Raw genomic sequence first — 17,405 nt, 5'->3', positions numbered from 1 at the left:
TCTTTTATTCGATTTTCCATTTTTGGGTCAACCAGCTGGAAAAAGCTAGGAATCGTTCAGCTACTTGTTCATGGTGTCCATAAAGATCAAAGACAAACTGGCCATTCGGATAGCATTTCTGAAGACTGGTATGGATTTGCTCAGCATAGACTGGTGCTTGAGCTAAGCGATTAGTATGGTGTGCTCCTTCTGTTTGACCATTCTGTAAATACAGCAAACAGTCTAAATTTTTCACATTTTCTTCCTTGCAGTAAGTCACAAAATCAGGATACCAAAAGGAACCGCAGATCGAAAAGACACAGGAAACCTTGTCAAAGCTGAAAAGACTGTAGACTGCCACCAAACCACCTAGTGAATAACCTCCATAAGCAAGGCGATTTTCATCAAGTCGATAAAGCGACTGCAATTTGTCTAAAAGACCTCCAAATAAATGATCATGATAGACATTGGCCTGACCTCCAAAATCTGGAACTCCCTCTCTCAGAGCCGATGCCTTCCAGGGAGTGTAGTCGTCTAAGCGATTTTTAGAGGTCAAGCCCACTAAAATCGCAGATTCGGAAAGGGAGGATAGGAAATCCAAGTTTCCATCATTCAATAAAATAGCCGGATAGGTTTGATTGGGGGCGTAGTTAGAAGGAAGGCTGATTTTGACTTGAATCCCTTCCCAATCAAACTCATTATTTATTGATAAAGTCATTGATTTTTTCAAGGGAATCAATCACTGCTGGACCATAGTCCATCAATTCATCGTAAGAGATGGTCATGATTTTTTGATTCTTAATAGCAGCAACGCTTTCCAAAACAGCATTTGCCTTCATCAACTCTACTGCTTTTTCATCCAATTTTTTATTGCGATCGCTGGTTACATAGATAATCAATTCAGGATCCATTGACACGAGATTTTCCAAGGTCAAGCCTGATGTCCCCGTAGCAACGTTTGTATAACCAAGTTGGTTCAGCAAACTTTCTTGCAAAGCAGACTTGTAGGCACCGAAGGTTTCATCATTATAAGCAACCATAATCAAAGCCTTTTTCTTTTCACCTTGACTTGCTGGATTTGCTTTCTTAACAGCGTCAATTTTAGTTTGTAATTGGGCTGCGTACTCATTAGCCTTGTCCTGAACATTAAAAATCATTCCAAGATTTTTAACATCTTCTACAATATTTCCTAAATCTTGCTGAATCGTTGATAGAGAAGCTTTTTGAGTATAAACTGGGATTTTGTTTTCATTCCAAGTGATAACTGTCCCCAAGGATTTTTCAGAAAACATCATGTTTCGACCCATCACAGCGTCTGGCTCATAAGAAAGGACTGTTTCTTGTGAGACTGTTTTTTTATCTCCAATTTGAGGAATCGTCGCAATCGCGTCCTTGTATTTGTCCGTCACAGCATTATCAGGGTTAAGCATGCCAGTAATTTTATCCTTCAGCCCTAACTCCAACAAGATTTCAGTAGTTGAAAGGTTATTTGTGATAACTTTTTCAGGGGCCTTGTCAAAGACTTGTTCGACTTCATTTCCCTTAGCATCATAGGTTTTAACCGTTAGTGGATAAGTCGTCTCTGTGCTCGCCTTTTGACTTGTTTCTGTGCTAGATTGTGTAGTAGCTTTTTCTGTAGTAGTATTGCCACAAGCTGCCATGGTTAGGGTAGCTACTGTTACGAGTAAAATACTGAGTGTTTTTTTCATCTTGTTTTCCTTTTCATTCTTATAAATAGTGAATCATAGCTTGCTGATCCTCGGTCCAAGTCACCTGACTTTGAACTCCGTATACAGTTTGCAATGACTCAGGGGTGATGGTCTCCTTTGGAGTCCCTTGGTAAAGGATTTCCCCCTCTTTCATCAGATAGAGATAATCCGAATAGCGACAAGCAAGTTGAATATCATGCAGGACAGCTAGAACATTGACCTTAAGATTCTTCACAATAGCCAACAAGTCTAACTGGTACTTGATATCCAGGTGATTGGTTGGCTCGTCCAGGAGCAAGAGAGTCGGTTCTTGCGCCAAGGCGCGTGCTAATAAGACTCGCTGTTTCTCCCCACCTGAAAGAGACGAATAGAGACGAGTTTTCTTCTCAAGCATATCCACCTTGACGAGAGCATCTTGAACGAGGGCATAATCCCTTTCCTTTTCCTTCTGTAGAAAAGAGAGGTGTGGAGTTCTTCCCAGCAAGACGATTTCCTCAACTGTACAATCAAACTGCAATTGATTAAACTGGGTGACGACCGCCATTTGCTTGGCTGTTTCTTTGAGTGACCAATGCTCCAGCGGCTTTCCATCTAGGCTTATCAAACCTTTGTCCGCCCTTTCCTGACGATAGAGGAGTTTAAGTAGGCTGGTTTTTCCACTTCCATTTGGCCCTAATATCGTATGAAATTGATGCCCCTCAACCTTAAGAGAAACTCCTTTGAGGATTTTTTTCTCTCCTAGTCTAAAGTGGACATCCTGACAAATCAAGTCCATATCAGGTCCTCACCTCCCTTCGCCTACCTCCAACAATGTAGATAAAGAAGGGAGCACCTACTAAGGCTGTGAAAATACCAATCGGCAGCTCAGCATTGGGAATGATGACACGAGAGAGTACATCTGCCCAGACGACAAAGAGGGCACCCAGTAAAGTCGCAACGGGAAAAAGTCTCCTGTAATTCGTTCCTACTAACCCTCGAGCTAAGTGGGGCGTAATCAGACCAACAAATCCAATAATCCCACAAGTTGCCACTAAGACTGCTGTCAGAACAGCCACCATGGTCACATAAAGATACCAATAAAAGCGTAAGGGAATCCCCAAAGTTAAAGCAGCCTCATCTCCCATCATCATCGCATTAAAAACACGATACTGGGTAGCGAAAAATAGAAAAGCCGATCCTACTACTATAGTTGGCAGGACTAAGTCAGACCAAGTAGTCCCTGCAAGTGAGCCCATAGTCCAAAACTTAATGGTCATCACACTGTCAGCATTAGCGCCAACAGAGATAATAAAGTTGGAAAAAGCCAGAAAGAGAGCATTGACCACCGTTCCTGATAAGATTAGACTAGAAGTCGTCATCCTGCCCTGCATAGAGGCAATGATGAGGACAGCAATGGTTGCCAAAATAGCTCCAAGAAAAGCTCCAAGGCTAATCACCACTTTTAAACCAAGAATAATGCTCAAGGTTGCCCCTAGAGTTGCACCCGCAGAAATTCCTAAGACATAAGGCTCTGCGATGGGATTGTTCACTGTAGACTGCATCACGCTGCCACACATAGAAAGACCAGCCCCTACTATCAGACCTAACAATACTCGGGGGAATCTCATGTTCCATACAATGGCAAGAGTGGACTTGGAAACCTCTCCTATCTCAAGAGGAAAACCCAACCTGCTCAAAATAATCCGATAGGTATCGCCTAGATCAATCGCAACGGATCCCATAGAAACTGCTAGAAAGAGCGAAATCCCTAAAGTAGTTAGCAAAATACCTAAAAGTAACACAAATTGCAGGTCCCGTCGGCTTCCAGAAAATTTGGAAAGCATGAAAACCTCCTTAAACAAAATTAAAAATTTAGAAAATTCTCATGAAAAGTATACCATATTTCTATTAGATGAACAAGGATGGAAATATATATAGAAAAAGCCCTCTGAAGTCAGAGAGCTGATTTGAGCTCGGGCTAAAATCCTAGTGAAACAAAAAATCTACATGGTCAGAAAAGTCTCTATCGTGCCATTTTCATACATGATGTATAGTCCAAGTAGAATGAATACTAAGGGCACAATGATTCGCTCGTATTTTTCAATTGTCTCGAATATTAACGGAATAGAGGATAACACCCGACTAATCTCGCATAAGATAATTATGCCGATTACAAACACAAGCAACGCCACGAGGGTCTGTGACCAATCTAACGAAGCAAAATAAGGTATATAGATACCTAAATTATCTCCGCCAGACGCAATTGTCAGCAATGTAACTGTCCAAAACAGTTGATTTGCCTTGCTTTGTTCTAATCTTTCAATAATTTCTTCCTCTTCTTCCTCACCTTCTCCAACAATTGCAAAGCGAATCCCTAAATAGATAGGGATTAAACCAAGCAATCCAACCATCCATTCTTCAGGCACGAAATTAACGACATAAGCAGCAACTAAACTCGCCCCTACAAGTAAGCCTGTGCCTAGATATTGCCCCGCATAAATATGCCATTTTTGTTTATTCTGTGATAGCTGTGCAAATAAAATAAATAAAATAATTAAATAATCGATACTGGTGGAAATATAAACACCAATAGCAGATATGATTGTCTGTCCCATAAAAACCTCCTGTATTAGTCAGTAATAAATCAGCAGATTTTAGGAGAGCACAGACACATTAATTTAGCTATCGCTAGTGGGTAATGTCGAACATAGGAAAGCATTTTACTCCTCCTCAAAACGTAGTTACAAAGTAATTTCTAACTGGAATTCGGTGACTACTTCCATGTAAAGTATAACATACTATACTTTACTTCGTAAAGTGTGGGCTCTCCGAAGGGGCTTGCAGACAGCTACTCGGCTTTTCAAGCCGAGTAGCTACGCACCCTTATGGTGTAATTAGCTGATACCATTTGAGGTTTTTGTAGTCTCCAAAATTGTGACCGATAAAACTGGATTTGGTGATCGTATTGATGTGACCATGTTTTTGTAGTCTCCAAAATTGTGACCGATAAAACTTTCCCAGTCGGATTTATTACCTACTGAGAGTTTTTGTAGTCTCCAAAATTGTGACCGATAAAACTTCACCAATCAAATATCGTTTGATTAAGAAGTTTTTGTAGTCTCCAAAATTGTGACCGATAAAACTTCTGGAGCGTAAGAAAAAGCTACCAGCCTGTTTTTGTAGTCTCCAAAATTGTGACCGATAAAACCCGTAGACCTGTTCGTAGGTCGCTCGATTGGTTTTTGTAGTCTCCAAAATTGTGACCGATAAAACTGGGATGCAACAGATGTTGTCACAGCTAGAGTTTTTGTAGTCTCCAAAATTGTGACCGATAAAACAAGTCATAGCCGATATCAGCATAAGTCTGTGTTTTTGTAGTCTCCAAAATTGTGACCGATAAAACCTCAATAAAAAAGCCCTCTGAAAATCAGAGAGCTGATTTGAGCTCGGGATAAAATCCATACAAAAAAGCTACCCAATGGAGTAGCTTCTTTATCAAGACATGCTCAATTGAACACGGCCTAAGCACTTGGCAAAAAAGATAAAATCTCCTAGAAACTGAAGTTTCTTCGTCAATTTTCCTATTTTTGCTTTGTGCTTTTGACGGCCTTTGTATCTTGTTAATTGAACACGGCCTAAGCAAGCAGATAAAAACAAAAAGCCCTCTGAAAATCAGAGAGCTCCAGTCTTGCTGGATAAACCGTTTATAGACTAGGCGACGAGGAGAAGAATGTACGAAACTTTCAGTGAAACAAAAAAATCTCCCCGAAGGGAGATCATTCTGGTTTATTTTACCTTACAGTGCTAGGAACCGTAACCAAAGATAATACTTGAGTATATCGAGGTAAGGTGACAACGCAATGTAAGTGGAAAATAAAGTAGATTAGCGACGAAGTCCTAGAGAGTTGATTAACTCACGGTAACGGTTAACGTCGTTTTTACGCAAGTATGCAAGCAAGTTACGACGGCGACCGATTTTCTTCATCAATCCACGGTAAGTAGCGTGGTCTTTTTTGTGTTGTTTGATGTGTTCGTTAAGGTGGTTGATTTCCCAAGTAAGGACAGCAACTTGAACCTCTACTGAACCTGTATCACCTTCGTGACGTGCATATTGTGCGATGATTTCATTTTTTTTCTCTTTTGAGATTGCCATGATGTTTCTCCTTTTTATTTGGCTTCATCCGAGTGACAGGTTGGCATGCCTGTAACCAAGAAGAAGTTATTTGTCTTTACGACAATCCCTATTCTACCAAGAAGCAGAGACTTTGTCAACTGATTTACTTTTTAAAAACTTGACCTACTCTACTGATTTCAGGGCTTCAAGCATATCCACCTTTCTCAAGTGGTGATTGACAAAGAAACCCAGTAAGGCTAAAATAACAGTCACTGCGACGATTGGAAGAGCATAGACTTCCCAGCTGACCTGTGGATAAAAAAGTATGGTGGCAGGTGAGATCATTTGAATCAAAAATTGATGTAAATAGTAGCCGGCTACCAAACCGAGAACAATCCCCACAAAGGACAGCACCATGGTCTCGCGGTAGATATAGAGGGTCACTTCTTTATTATGGAAACCGAGAACCTTGATGGTCGAAAGTTCACGGATACGTTCTGCCACATTGATATTGGTGAGATTGTAAAGAATGACAATGGCTAGCAAGACGGAAACAAGGACAAGGATTGCCATGGTTTTATTGAGAGAATTGGCTACAGATTCAAAGAGATGGATAGCTGTTGCATTTTGGACCACCCCAGAAACAGCAGTTTTTTTCATAAATACCGCAGCTTCTTTCTCCGTATTGGATGGTGTTGGCTCTTTTAATTTTACTAGGTAGGTATTGTCTTTCGGACTGGTACCGTAGACTTGTTCGTATGTCGTTCGATTGAGATAAACAAAGTGTCCAACATAGTTTTCAGAAATAGCCGATACCTTGATTTCTTTCCCATCAAGCTCCAGCTTGTCTCCAACCGTAATACCTTCTAGTTGAGCTAATTTTTGACTCACGACTGCTCCATCTGTGACCTGCACCTCTTGGCCATTTTCCTCTAATGCGATAAAGGGTTTGAAATTTTCTCGGCTTGTGACCATTATGGTGATAGTCTGAAGTCCTGCTTTTCCTTTGAAATCTTTTTCAATGGATTTAGAGTAAATTTTTTGGTAAGCATGGATAGACTCAGCTTGCAAGGCACTTTCTAGTTCTGCTTTTTCTTGCTCCGTTGCACTGCTCTTTTCCGCTACAATCATCTGGTATTGCTGGATTTGTTCAAATTGACGCTCGACAACTCCTCCCACAGAAGACTGAATGCCAAGACCTGCAAATAGGAGAGCAACCGAACCCGCAACTCCAAAAATGGTCATCAACATCCGTTGCTTATATCGGAAAATATTTCGCGCCGTAACCTTATGAGTGAAGCTCAGACGACTCCAAATAAAGCTCAGGCGTTCCAGCAAAATCTTTGATCCTTTAACGGGAGGTTTGGGCAGCAAAAGTTGGGCTGCTTCATCGTGCAATTCCCTCCGCGCTACCAGATAAGCCGGCAAAACGCTGGATACCCAACTTAAAGCTAGGGCAATAAGACTATAAGACCAGTAGAAATACTCGTGACTTTTCCCAACGACCATTCCAGCTGTTATAACATCCGAAATCACGCCTGCAAGGAGATAATGTCCTAGAAGCGTTCCTAAAACAGTTCCCACAGTTCCTGCAAGAAAACCATAGAGGACAAACTTGGCAACAATATCTTGATTCTTGTAACCTAGGGCCTTGAAAATACCAGCATTGGTACGCTCTTCATCCACAAAGCGCGTCATTGTTGTAAAGGTTACCATTGCAGCAACCATAAAAAGCACCACGGGAAAGATATTCCCGACAGAACGAATACTTGCTGAAGCATTACTATACATGAGGTATCCTTGACCGCCTGGCATGGTTTGGCGGTTGTATACATGGTAAGTAGGCTCTGCCAGTTCATCAAGCTCTTTCTGGCGTTGTTCAAGCTTCTCTTTTTCCTTGGCTAGATTACTCTCTGTCTGAGCCATTTTTTCTTTTTCTGTAGCCAATTCTTCCTTAGCTTTTGTCAATTGCTCCTTGGCTTGACTCTTTTGAGGCTCAGGCAAAGCGGTCACTTGTTCTTCTTGCGTTTTCAATCGACTTTCAGCCTGTTCTAACTGACTCTTGCTCTTTTGAAGGTCGCTTTCTGCTGTTTGGAGCTGCTCTTTTCCATCTTCCAAGCTCTTTTGCCCATTTGCTTTGATACTTGCCAATCGTTTTTGACCATTATCGGCAAGCAAGTTTTGTAAGTCTTCCTGGTGTCGATCTCGTTTGCTTCTATAGTCGAATGAAAAAGCATCTAGATTTTTTAAATCATCATAGCGCACACGCGCAATGCTATAAACATCTGAGTCAAACTGACTGGGTAAAATCACTCCATAGCCAGCCAAGCTTCCATTTCCACTACTAGCCCCTCCCAAGTCTTCTTGAGAAAGTATCTCACCCGACTGAACAAATCCAGTAATTATGAAAGATTGGGATTTTATGACGGTCTTCCCTTCTTCTTTCTTGCTAAAGGTGATAGTCTGCCCAATCTGATAGCGGTCTCTCCAGAAATCTGCCAAGGAAATTTCCCCATCAGCCTCTGGAAGTCGCCCTTCTGTCACTTGAAAAGTTGAAATTCCCTCTGGCTTAGAATAAAGTCGAACCGCTTCTTCACTATTTTCAACGGTTAGGTCTGCCATATAGCCAAACTCAACACTTGCTCCTTGAAGGGTCTTTAGTTCGTCCTGATCTTCTTTGTCCAAGCCATAATCAGCTATCACTGCCAGATCCAGGGTATTGGCTTTACGGAGATAATCCCCTGCCGTGCGTTCCATGTTTGGACTGGCTACTTTAAGACCTACTAGGGCTAAAGAACCCAGCATCATCAAGGTCAAGATAGAAGCAAAGCGTCCCTTAGAAGCAATCACCGACTGGAACATGTCTTTTCGGTATGTTTTTTTCATGCTAATACTCCAATGTATCGATAGCCTGTGGATTCTCATTGATTGTTACTCTCATAACAGTGGCATCACGCATGTGAATCACGCGATCAGCTATAGGAGCTAGCGAGCTATTGTGAGTCACGATGATTACCGTCGCTCCCTTTTGACGAGACATGTCTTGGAGAATCTTCAAGACTTGCTTCCCTGTCTGGTAATCCAAGGCACCTGTCGGTTCATCACAAAGGAGAATTTTAGGATTCTTAGCTACAGCGCGTGCAATGGACACTCGCTGTTGCTCCCCTCCAGAAAGCTGGGCTGGAAAGTTATTGAGGCGATGAGCCAGACCTACGTCTGTCAAGACCTGCTCAGGATCCAAGGCATCTGTCACAATTTCTGAGGCCAATTCCACATTTTCCTTGGCTGTCAGATTGGAGACCAGATTGTAAAATTGAAAAACAAAGCCTACATCTTCACGACGATAGTTTGTTCGTTGGTGCGAACTATAGTTGGCAATATTGGCACCATCAATCCAAATCTCCCCCTCATCATTGGTATCCATACCTCCTAGGAGATTGAGAACGGTTGATTTTCCAGCACCTGAAGCGCCAAGAATAATGACCAGCTCCCCTTTTTCAATTTCAAAATTCACATCACGATTAGCCACAATCTCCGTATCCCCAACCTGATAACGCTTGTAACAATGTTTCATCTCAATATAAGCCATCGTCCTTCTCTCTTTCTTACAATTAAGTCACTCTTTACTATCATTATAACGCTTTTTCGAAGAGTTGGATACTAGAATAAAAAGAAAAACCTAGGTATTCCTAGGCTTTCTTTTTACAAATTATTTTCCAAGGTAGTATTCAGAAACTACGTTCAATTTTTCGTCGAATTCGAATACCAATGGTGGGAAGTTAGGGATTTCCACGTCCATGATCTCGTCATCTGACAAACCTTTGATGTGTTTTACAAGGGCACGGATTGAGTTACCGTGAGCTCCTACGAATACGTTTTTACCATCTTTAAGAGCTGGAGCGATTTTATCTTCCCAGAATGGAAGGGCACGTTCCAAAGTCACTTTCAAGTTTTCAGCATCTGGAATAACTGAATCGTCAAGTGAAGCGTAACGACGATCAGTGTGAGCTGAGTGCTCATCATCACGGTCCATGTTTGGAGGCAATACATCGTATGAACGACGCCAGATGTGAACTTGCTCATCACCAAATTGTTCAGCAGCTTCAGCTTTGTTTTTACCAGTCAAACCACCATAGTGACGTTCGTTCAAACGCCATGATTTTTCAACTGGAACCCACAATTGATCAGAAGCTTCAAGAGCCAAGTTAGTTGTTTTGATCGCACGTTTCAATACTGAAGTGTAAGCTTGGTCAAATTCGATACCAGCTTCTTTGATCAATTTACCAGCGTCAATCGCTTGTTGTGTACCTTTTTCAGACAAATCAACATCAGCCCAACCAGTGAAAAGGTTAGCTTTGTTCCATTCAGACTCACCGTGGCGAGCAAAAACCAATTTTACCATTAGATGGATTCTCCTTTAAATTTTCCGAGGTTTCCCCTCGTTTATCTATTCTATTTTACACAATTTTTCACAAAAAAGCTAGTTAAAATCGACAAGTTCTGACAGTCAGGAAGTAAAGTCCTCTCATCCTGATTAGGAACTTCTATAATTCATTACTTTTTATTTGCAAAAATAGAGGTTCTAAAATCATTTGTTTGGTCTAGGTAGGCTTTAAAGACTGCTCTCTTAAGTTTATGAACTGCACTGTCAGTTTCTGGGTTATAGTCACTCCAACGCGTACCTTCTGCATCCTTGAGAACAGCTTGATCCATCAGTTCTTGCAATTCTTTTACTCTTTGAATGGTTTTCGTGGCATTGCTCATCCATGATTGCGTCGGATCTTTAAAAGTAATTTTATTCAAATGATCAAACTGAGCAACGCGCTCTTGATACATAGCTTTTTTAAAGCCTGCCCAAGATGAATACTGACCACCAAATAGCTTTTCTAAGACAAGCTTATCTGTCACTAATCCTTGCTTTTTACCGTAGAGGTTGATTGTCTGACCATTTTGTTTAGCAATTTCTTCATATTGGTTGGAAATATATGGGACCATACCATCTTTAAATCCTTTAGCAGCTAAGAGTTCATAAGCTATCCTACGCCCCATAAGATCTCCAGGAGTTCCTTTCTCACTGCTCAATGCTGAAAAGATTGGTGCAAAGAGTTTAATCGTAAAGTAGCCATTTCTCTCATAAGTGCCAGCCTGATACTCACGAGCCGAAAGAATATTATTGTCAATCAAACTCTCAAAGCTAGTCAATTTTTGGGCTTCTTCGTCAGTCAAATCTTTCACAACATTAGTAGCATAAACATCATTTCCGTCTGCTGGATCTTTCACATACTTGTTCTCAATTTTTCTGAGAGCTTCCATTTTCTGGGAAACATTCAGTTTCTTAACGATTGATTGCCCTTCAAGATATTCCAACAGATAGATGAGGTCAAACATATTATGAGCGTATTTCTGGAGATCGGATGCATCTTTAAATCGTTCCGTCGGATCTAAGACTTGTAGACGGGATCCTTCTAAGCTATCTGATTTTGAATGTTTCAAGATTGAGTTAATAGTAATGGTCGCATCATTTGGATGGTCTGGCGCTTGTAATAAGCCTTTAGCAAAGAACTCAGGACCAAGACCACTTCTTCGACCATAACCACCAAGATAGATATCCTGATCGGAATCATGGGTCATTTCATGTGTATACGTTATAGCGCCATCCTTATCCAACATACGGTAAGACATATAGTAGACACCATCTCCTGTTGCGTATGCACCGTGATGATTATGAACTACCTTGTTACCAACTGGTCCAAAGAAATGTTGCATTGCAGGATTTGAATTCTCAAAGTCTGCGATTGTTGAAGCCTTTCCTTCAGTATGATCATCACCAAACTTATAGGCATCATAAAGCAGGATCGTACGATAGAGTTTTTCACGTGACTGTTTATCCAAAATACGATACCAATAATCGTAGTGATCTCGCTGACGCTTGGCTGTTTCACGCGCATTATCTTCAACAAACTTATTGAGTTCATCTCCAGCCTTATAGTAACTGTTGCGGTAGCGATCGTAAGCTCCAAATCCTAGGCTAGACAAGGTTGAGATGACAAATACAGATCTTTCTGGCAAGGTAAGGAGAGGCAAGACCATATTGCGGTATTTCCAAGTACTACTAGTAATTCGGTCATAAACACCGATAGAATACTTAGTCCCTGCTTGCTCTTGCTTGGTTTTGACCTCTGCAATAGTGGATTTTTCTTCAACAATGAAAGCTTTGGTCTGTTTTTTAAACCAGTCATTGTTGCTAGTGTTTGGTAAAAAGACTTTTCGGTAATTTTCTAGCGTGCTAAACAAATCTGTCGTTCCATGATGGCTGGCAAGACTGATACCATAAGTATCAACGTTGTTCTTAGCAAGCAGATTATTAAATCCTGATTTCCCTAACTCAATCAAAGTATCTAACGGAGATGCATTTCCTTTGCCAAAGAAATCAAGGTGATACAAGACCAAGTCTTTAATATTAACCTGACCATAGCTAAAGTTATACCAACGCTCCAAGTAGCTCATACCAAGAAGCAAGGCTTCCTTGTTACGCTTGATTTTATCTACAATATAACCTGTCATTACTTGATTGTTTTCCACTAGACCAGCATCCGCTGACAAGAGTTTTCTCAGACTGTCTTCTAGATGCTCCTTCGTTTTAGCAAACTGCTCTTCTAGATAGAGCTCGGTTTGCTTCACTTTTGGTGAAATACCAAGTGTGTTTCTAATAGCATCTGAATGATAATTTACCTTCTTCAATTCTGGTAAGACTTGCCGGATAATCGTTTCTTGATTATACAAGAATTGGTTTGGCGTATAGAGAAGCCCCGTATCTCCTAGACTATATTCTGCCAACTTAGCAAAATCATTCTGGTACTTGAGCTGGAATGTTTCAGAGGAATGATCCTGGTAATGGAGCAAGAGTTTGTTTGCAGTCTGTTTGTTGGAAACAATATCGGTGATGACTTGGTCATCCTTCATCATGACTGCTGACAAGAGTTCTTTTTGATATAAAAGACTGTTCTCATTGACCAGGTTTCCGTATTTGACGATGGTTGCCTTGTTGTAGAAAGGTAGCAATTTTTCAATATTTTTATAAGCCAAGGCGCGCTGAGCTTGATAATGCTTCACCTTAGAAAAATCACTTTCTTTACTACCACTTGTTGAAAGGGACTCCACTGTTGGAGGGGTGAGAGGATTGATTTCTACTTTTTTATTAGTCACTTCAGAAGCATCTAAAATTGTTCCTCTTTCTACAAATGATTCCTTGCTGACGACTTCTTCCCTGACCAAGGTGACATTGTAGACTCTATTAGCTTTGTTGCTGAATGTATTAGCCACCTTCATTTCATTATAGTGGTAACCGGTAATAGCATTCCCGTTGGTTACATTGACATCACTTAGTACATTGGTCAATCTTCCTGCATGCTGTTCCTCATTCGTCTTTCGATCCCACAAATATCCAGCCACACCCGCAACTCTACCAAAGTGCTTGACATTGTTGATATCACCTTCAGCATAGCTATCCTGTATATGCGCATCTTGGTCTACTAGACCTGCTAGCCCACCAACAGTCTGATCTGAACTATTCGTGTTGGAGGAAATGGCTACTGTCGATTTTGACTTAGTCAGTGAAGCTCTGCCTCCTGTCAAATGACCGACCAAACCACCAATATTGTATGCCGCAGTCGTTTCGTAAGTATTAACAATTCTTCCCTTAAAACTGCTCTCTGTGATGCTTGATTGGTCTGCCTTAGCCAACAAACCACCGATACCACGTTCCCCAGCCAGAACACCATCGACATGAACTTGCTTAATCTTTGTGTTATCCGTAGCTTCATTGGCTAATGAACCGATATCATCTTTACCAGAAATAGAGACATTTTTTAGGCTCAACTTTTCTACTATGGCCCCTCTCAAGCTTTCAAAAAGAGGCTTTTTCAAGTTGTAAATAGCATAATGCTTGCCATCTTTTTCACCAATCAACTGACCAGTAAAGGTGCCCTTGATGTAAGATCTGTCATCAGGTCCCAACTCCACTTCGTTGGCATTCAAGCTAGCCGCTAAATGATAGGTTCCAGAGAGATTCTTGTTGATAGCTTTAACCAAGTTGCTAAAGGAAGTGAAGGTTGTTGTTTCTTCTGTAGCCTTTTTTGCGAGATAGAAGGTGAAATTATCGACATATTTATTTTCTAGCTCTTGCTGGAGTTTCTCAGCTTTGGCTATGATTTTATAAACGGATTGTCCATTTTTTATTTCTGCAGTTATTGAAGCGACAGGTAGATAGACATCTTTGAATGACGACGATTTTGCCTTAACAAAGTAAGTGTCTATATTACTTGGAACACTGTCTAAAGAAACATGTTGTTTGTAAGTACCATTGGTCTGACTATATAACTCCAGATCAGAAACATTTCTTAATTCAAGTGTTTTTTCTGGATCTTTTTCTTTTGGTTTTTCAGCCGGATTTTCTGGTTTTGCTTGCTCAATATTGCCAGTATATTCTGGAAGAGGGGCAATTTGTTCGGGTTCAACAATCGCTCCGGATTGGGTACCTGTATAAGATGGTTTCGATGGTACCTGTTCTGGTGCGACGATGGCTCCAGCTTGGATGCCAGTATATTCTGGTTTTTCGGCCGTCTCAGGGGCAACTATTGCACCAGATTGCTCACCTTTATATTCTGGTAAGGAAGCATGGATCTCTGGTTCGACGATGGTACCAGCTTGAGTTCCCTTGTACTCTGGTTGTGGAGCTACTTGTTCGGGTTCAACAATCGCTCCGGACTGGGTACCTGTATAGGATGGCTTCTCAGCCGTTTCTGGTTCGACGATGGTACCAGCTTGAGTTCCCTTGTACTCTGGTTGTGGAGCTACTTGTTCGGGTTCAACAATCGCTCCGGATTGGGTGCCTGTATAGGATGGCTTCTCAGCCGTTTCTGGTTCTAGCAAAGCCCCTGATTGAGCACCTCCAACCTCTGGTTCCTGCTTTTCAGGTTCAACAATCGCACCAGATTGAATTCCTGTATATTCTGGAAGAGGAGAAACCTGCTCAGGATCTACTATTGCTCCAGATTGGGTGCCAGTATATTCTTGTTTTTTATTTGTCTCAGGGGCTACAACAGCTCCCGATTGCTCACCTTTATATTCTGGTAAGGAAGAATGGGACTCTGGTTCGACGATGGCACCGGATTGAGTTCCCTTGTACTCTGGTTGTGGAGCTACTTGCTCTGGTTCAACAATCGCTCCGGACTGGGTACCTGTATAGGATGGCTTCTCAGCCGTTTCTGGTTCGACTATTGCTCCAGATTGCTCACCTGTATAGGATGGTAATGTAGCCTGTGTCTCAGGCTCTCCTTTCCTTGCAGACTGAGGTGCTTCACTCGGAGCCACTGCCTTTTTAGTCCCTTTCTCTACTATACGTGGCAAGGATTTTTCTACCTTGGTCGAGAGGATTTCACGAGTAATTTCTTGATTTTCAACAGTAAAAATGCGAACAACTTCAACCTTCTTCCCAACATGACCTTCTTGTTTGATACGAATAGTTCCCTCTGCTAGTTCAGGATTCTCTTGAACCACTTCAGCAAAGTCTAGCTTGGTTTCAATCTCTTGATCTTTGTATAGGAGCTCTGGTTTGTTCACGCGACCAGCCAAGACTTCGTCCTGAGGATCCACACTAGCAATACCAGACGGCTTTTGATTGGGTGAATCTTTAGAAGGGATTGGCTTGTCAGCAGGGCTTGTTGGAGACGGATTTTTCCGCTCATCTCTTACATTTTGCCCACCTTCATTGGTCTGAAAATGAGGTTGACGCACGTCGTCTAGTTTCTGACCTCTAGCAGCAGTTTCTTGCAGACTAGCTTCCTTGTCTTGCTTAATATAACCTAGATAGGTATAACCTGACAGGACTCTTGGCAGAGGCAGACTAGCTCCTTGGGATAATTGATATTCTTGATTATATTGGAGCAAGAGTTGATTTTCAATAGCCTGAACCGAAGAAACCAAACCACTCCCCATGCCTGTTATCAAAACAACCTTCAACAATGCTTTCTTATTGCTTTTCTTTCTCGAAACAGCAAAAATGAGGAGTCCAATCGAAGCGAGGGTTCCACCCGAAAGGACGGTAACCAGATTACTGTGCTCACCGGTATGAGGCAACTGACCTAGTTGGGCTTTCTCATCCATACGATAGACTAGATAATAGGTACTCTCACTATCTTCAACAATATTAGGAAAATCCTTTACAATCAAGTCCTTCTCATGACTACTCAGTTCTGTATCCGTCACATATTTGTAGTGAACAGATACATTTTCTTGAGCAAATACGGTCCCACTGCTAGCAATGGACACAAAAAATAAGCTCGAAATTGAAGCAGACACAAGACCAATCGCCAACTTTCGTAAGGAAAAACGATGCTGCTTCTCTCCAAAAAATTTTTTCATTCTATATCCTCTCTATTATTTTATCCATTTCAAAATAGAAGAAGCATTTTGCTTCCTCACTCAGATAAACTTACAAGAAACAAAAATACTTCTATATATATTTTGATATATTTAATCTACAACCATCATTATACTATAAAAAGAGTTCCTTGTCTCAAATAAATGCTTTAGATTTTACGAATGAAATAGCTTATTTATCCTGTAAAATTTTCCGTCAATTGGTAACAAAAAAATAAGGATAACCGCCTTCATACTGTAATAAGTATTTCTAACAAAGATTCAATTCATCCCACCTCAATTCGAAAGATATGATTCTTCAATTTCAAATTTTTTCAAAATTTCAAAGTATAGGAATTGCCAATAATTGTCATAATTTCTCCTATCTAGTCCACGAATGGGATCAATCCAACAGAACTACCTACGATAAACAATACAGACGGTGCAGGAGTCACACGCTCATCGTCCTTGAAATACACAATAGCTACAATTCTTAAAACTAAAATAGTAACTTTCATCAATCATAAAAACATTGAAAAATCGTCAACGCCCTTCAATTACCCTATTCTAACTCCAAATCAGAAGCGACCAATAATCTCATCAAACTTATCAAACGAAATTCCTTTGGTTTTCGAAACTTTGAAAACTTCAAAAAACGATTTTTATCGCTCTGAACATCAAAAAAAGAAAGGACGAATTTTGTCCTTTCTCTATCTTAGCTTTTCTTTAATCCACTACTGCTGACAAAGAACCAATTTTAGAGTTTCTCCATTTACTCTAGTTGACAAAAACTCTATTTATAGTTCAACTTTAAATTTTTTGAGGCTTCCTAAAAATAATGAAGCACCAACAATAATGACGATTCCCCCTATCCATCCTAATAATGGAACCAATGCAAGTGCAGAGCCAACAATTAATAAGACTGAGGGTGCAATAGAAATTCTATTATCATCTTTATAGTATATTAGTGAGAGAATACCTAGAATTAAAATTCCAATTTTTACTAAACTAAAAATAATAAAAATAATTCCTAAGATGACACCAACAACTTCTTCATCATCAAATATAGAGGCAATCATAATTATAATAATTGGCAAAATGGTTAGAATAGTTCCTGTAACTAAACCAATGATACCATCTAATTGAGCAAGTGTTTTCTTTTTCATCAATATTTCCTTTTCATTAAAAATTAATATTGTACATTA

At 40.6% G+C, this 17,405-nt stretch carries 11 protein-coding genes, 1 pseudogene and 1 CRISPR repeat array; of the genes and pseudogenes, 1 reads left to right on the top strand and 11 read right to left on the bottom strand.

Annotated elements, in window-relative coordinates:
• Window positions 1-4: 4 nt before the first annotated feature.
• From D7D54_RS00725 to D7D54_RS00680, 10 genes are all read right to left on the bottom strand, one after another.
• Window positions 5-697, bottom strand: a complete 693-nt coding sequence (locus tag D7D54_RS00725) for an alpha/beta hydrolase-fold protein (RefSeq protein WP_120718592.1) — start codon at window positions 695-697, stop codon at window positions 5-7.
• A complete protein-coding gene (locus D7D54_RS00720; protein WP_020901703.1) occupies window positions 678-1,688 on the bottom strand; it encodes an ABC transporter substrate-binding protein in 1,011 nt (336 codons plus the stop codon). Before D7D54_RS00720 ends, D7D54_RS00725 begins: the two co-directional genes overlap by 20 nt.
• Window positions 1,689-1,707: 19 nt before the next feature.
• Window positions 1,708-2,463 (bottom strand): ABC transporter ATP-binding protein, encoded by a 756-nt coding sequence (locus D7D54_RS00715; RefSeq protein WP_120718591.1) that lies wholly within the window; start codon window positions 2,461-2,463, stop codon window positions 1,708-1,710.
• A gap of 1 nt (window position 2,464) precedes the next feature.
• Window positions 2,465-3,511 (bottom strand): FecCD family ABC transporter permease, encoded by a 1,047-nt coding sequence (locus tag D7D54_RS00710; RefSeq protein WP_120718590.1) that lies wholly within the window; start codon window positions 3,509-3,511, stop codon window positions 2,465-2,467.
• A gap of 159 nt (window positions 3,512-3,670) precedes the next feature.
• The gene (locus tag D7D54_RS00705) at window positions 3,671-4,282 is read right to left on the bottom strand and encodes a CadD family cadmium resistance transporter (protein WP_120718589.1); all 612 of its coding nucleotides are present in this window, start codon (window positions 4,280-4,282) and stop codon (window positions 3,671-3,673) included.
• 298 nt (window positions 4,283-4,580) lie between these two features.
• Window positions 4,581-5,070: a CRISPR direct-repeat array (repeat unit 35 nt; unit sequence GTTTTTGTAGTCTCCAAAATTGTGACCGATAAAAC).
• 480 nt (window positions 5,071-5,550) lie between these two features.
• Window positions 5,551-5,820, bottom strand: coding sequence for a 30S ribosomal protein S15 (gene rpsO, locus D7D54_RS00700; protein WP_001018251.1), 270 nt, complete (start codon window positions 5,818-5,820; stop codon window positions 5,551-5,553).
• Between the two features lie 144 nt (window positions 5,821-5,964).
• Window positions 5,965-8,667 carry an FtsX-like permease family protein gene (locus D7D54_RS00695; RefSeq protein ID WP_120718588.1) on the bottom strand — a complete coding sequence of 901 codons (2,703 nt, stop codon included), beginning with the start codon at window positions 8,665-8,667 and terminating at the stop codon, window positions 5,965-5,967.
• Between the two features lies 1 nt (window position 8,668).
• Window positions 8,669-9,370 carry an ABC transporter ATP-binding protein gene (locus D7D54_RS00690; protein ID WP_020901700.1) on the bottom strand — a complete coding sequence of 234 codons (702 nt, stop codon included), beginning with the start codon at window positions 9,368-9,370 and terminating at the stop codon, window positions 8,669-8,671.
• A gap of 120 nt (window positions 9,371-9,490) precedes the next feature.
• Window positions 9,491-10,183 (bottom strand): phosphoglycerate mutase, encoded by a 693-nt coding sequence (locus tag D7D54_RS00685; protein WP_000240129.1) that lies wholly within the window; start codon window positions 10,181-10,183, stop codon window positions 9,491-9,493.
• Window positions 10,184-10,335: 152 nt separating this feature from the next.
• Window positions 10,336-16,203 (bottom strand): ZmpA/ZmpB/ZmpC family metallo-endopeptidase, encoded by a 5,868-nt coding sequence (locus D7D54_RS00680; protein ID WP_120718587.1) that lies wholly within the window; start codon window positions 16,201-16,203, stop codon window positions 10,336-10,338.
• Between the two features lie 533 nt (window positions 16,204-16,736).
• Between D7D54_RS00680 and D7D54_RS00670 the strand changes: the two are divergent.
• Window positions 16,737-16,919: pseudogene (locus D7D54_RS00670) on the top strand (transposase); the annotation flags it as partial.
• A 78-nt stretch (window positions 16,920-16,997) separates the two neighbouring features.
• Here D7D54_RS00670 and D7D54_RS00665 read toward each other — a convergent pair.
• Window positions 16,998-17,366 carry a hypothetical protein gene (locus D7D54_RS00665; RefSeq protein ID WP_020901697.1) on the bottom strand — a complete coding sequence of 123 codons (369 nt, stop codon included), beginning with the start codon at window positions 17,364-17,366 and terminating at the stop codon, window positions 16,998-17,000.
• Between the last annotated feature and the right edge of the window lie 39 nt (window positions 17,367-17,405).

The organism is Streptococcus chosunensis, assembly GCF_003626515.1.
In the GTDB taxonomy this organism is placed as follows: domain Bacteria; phylum Bacillota; class Bacilli; order Lactobacillales; family Streptococcaceae; genus Streptococcus; species Streptococcus chosunensis.
This window is presented reverse-complemented; position numbering and strand designations above follow the sequence as displayed.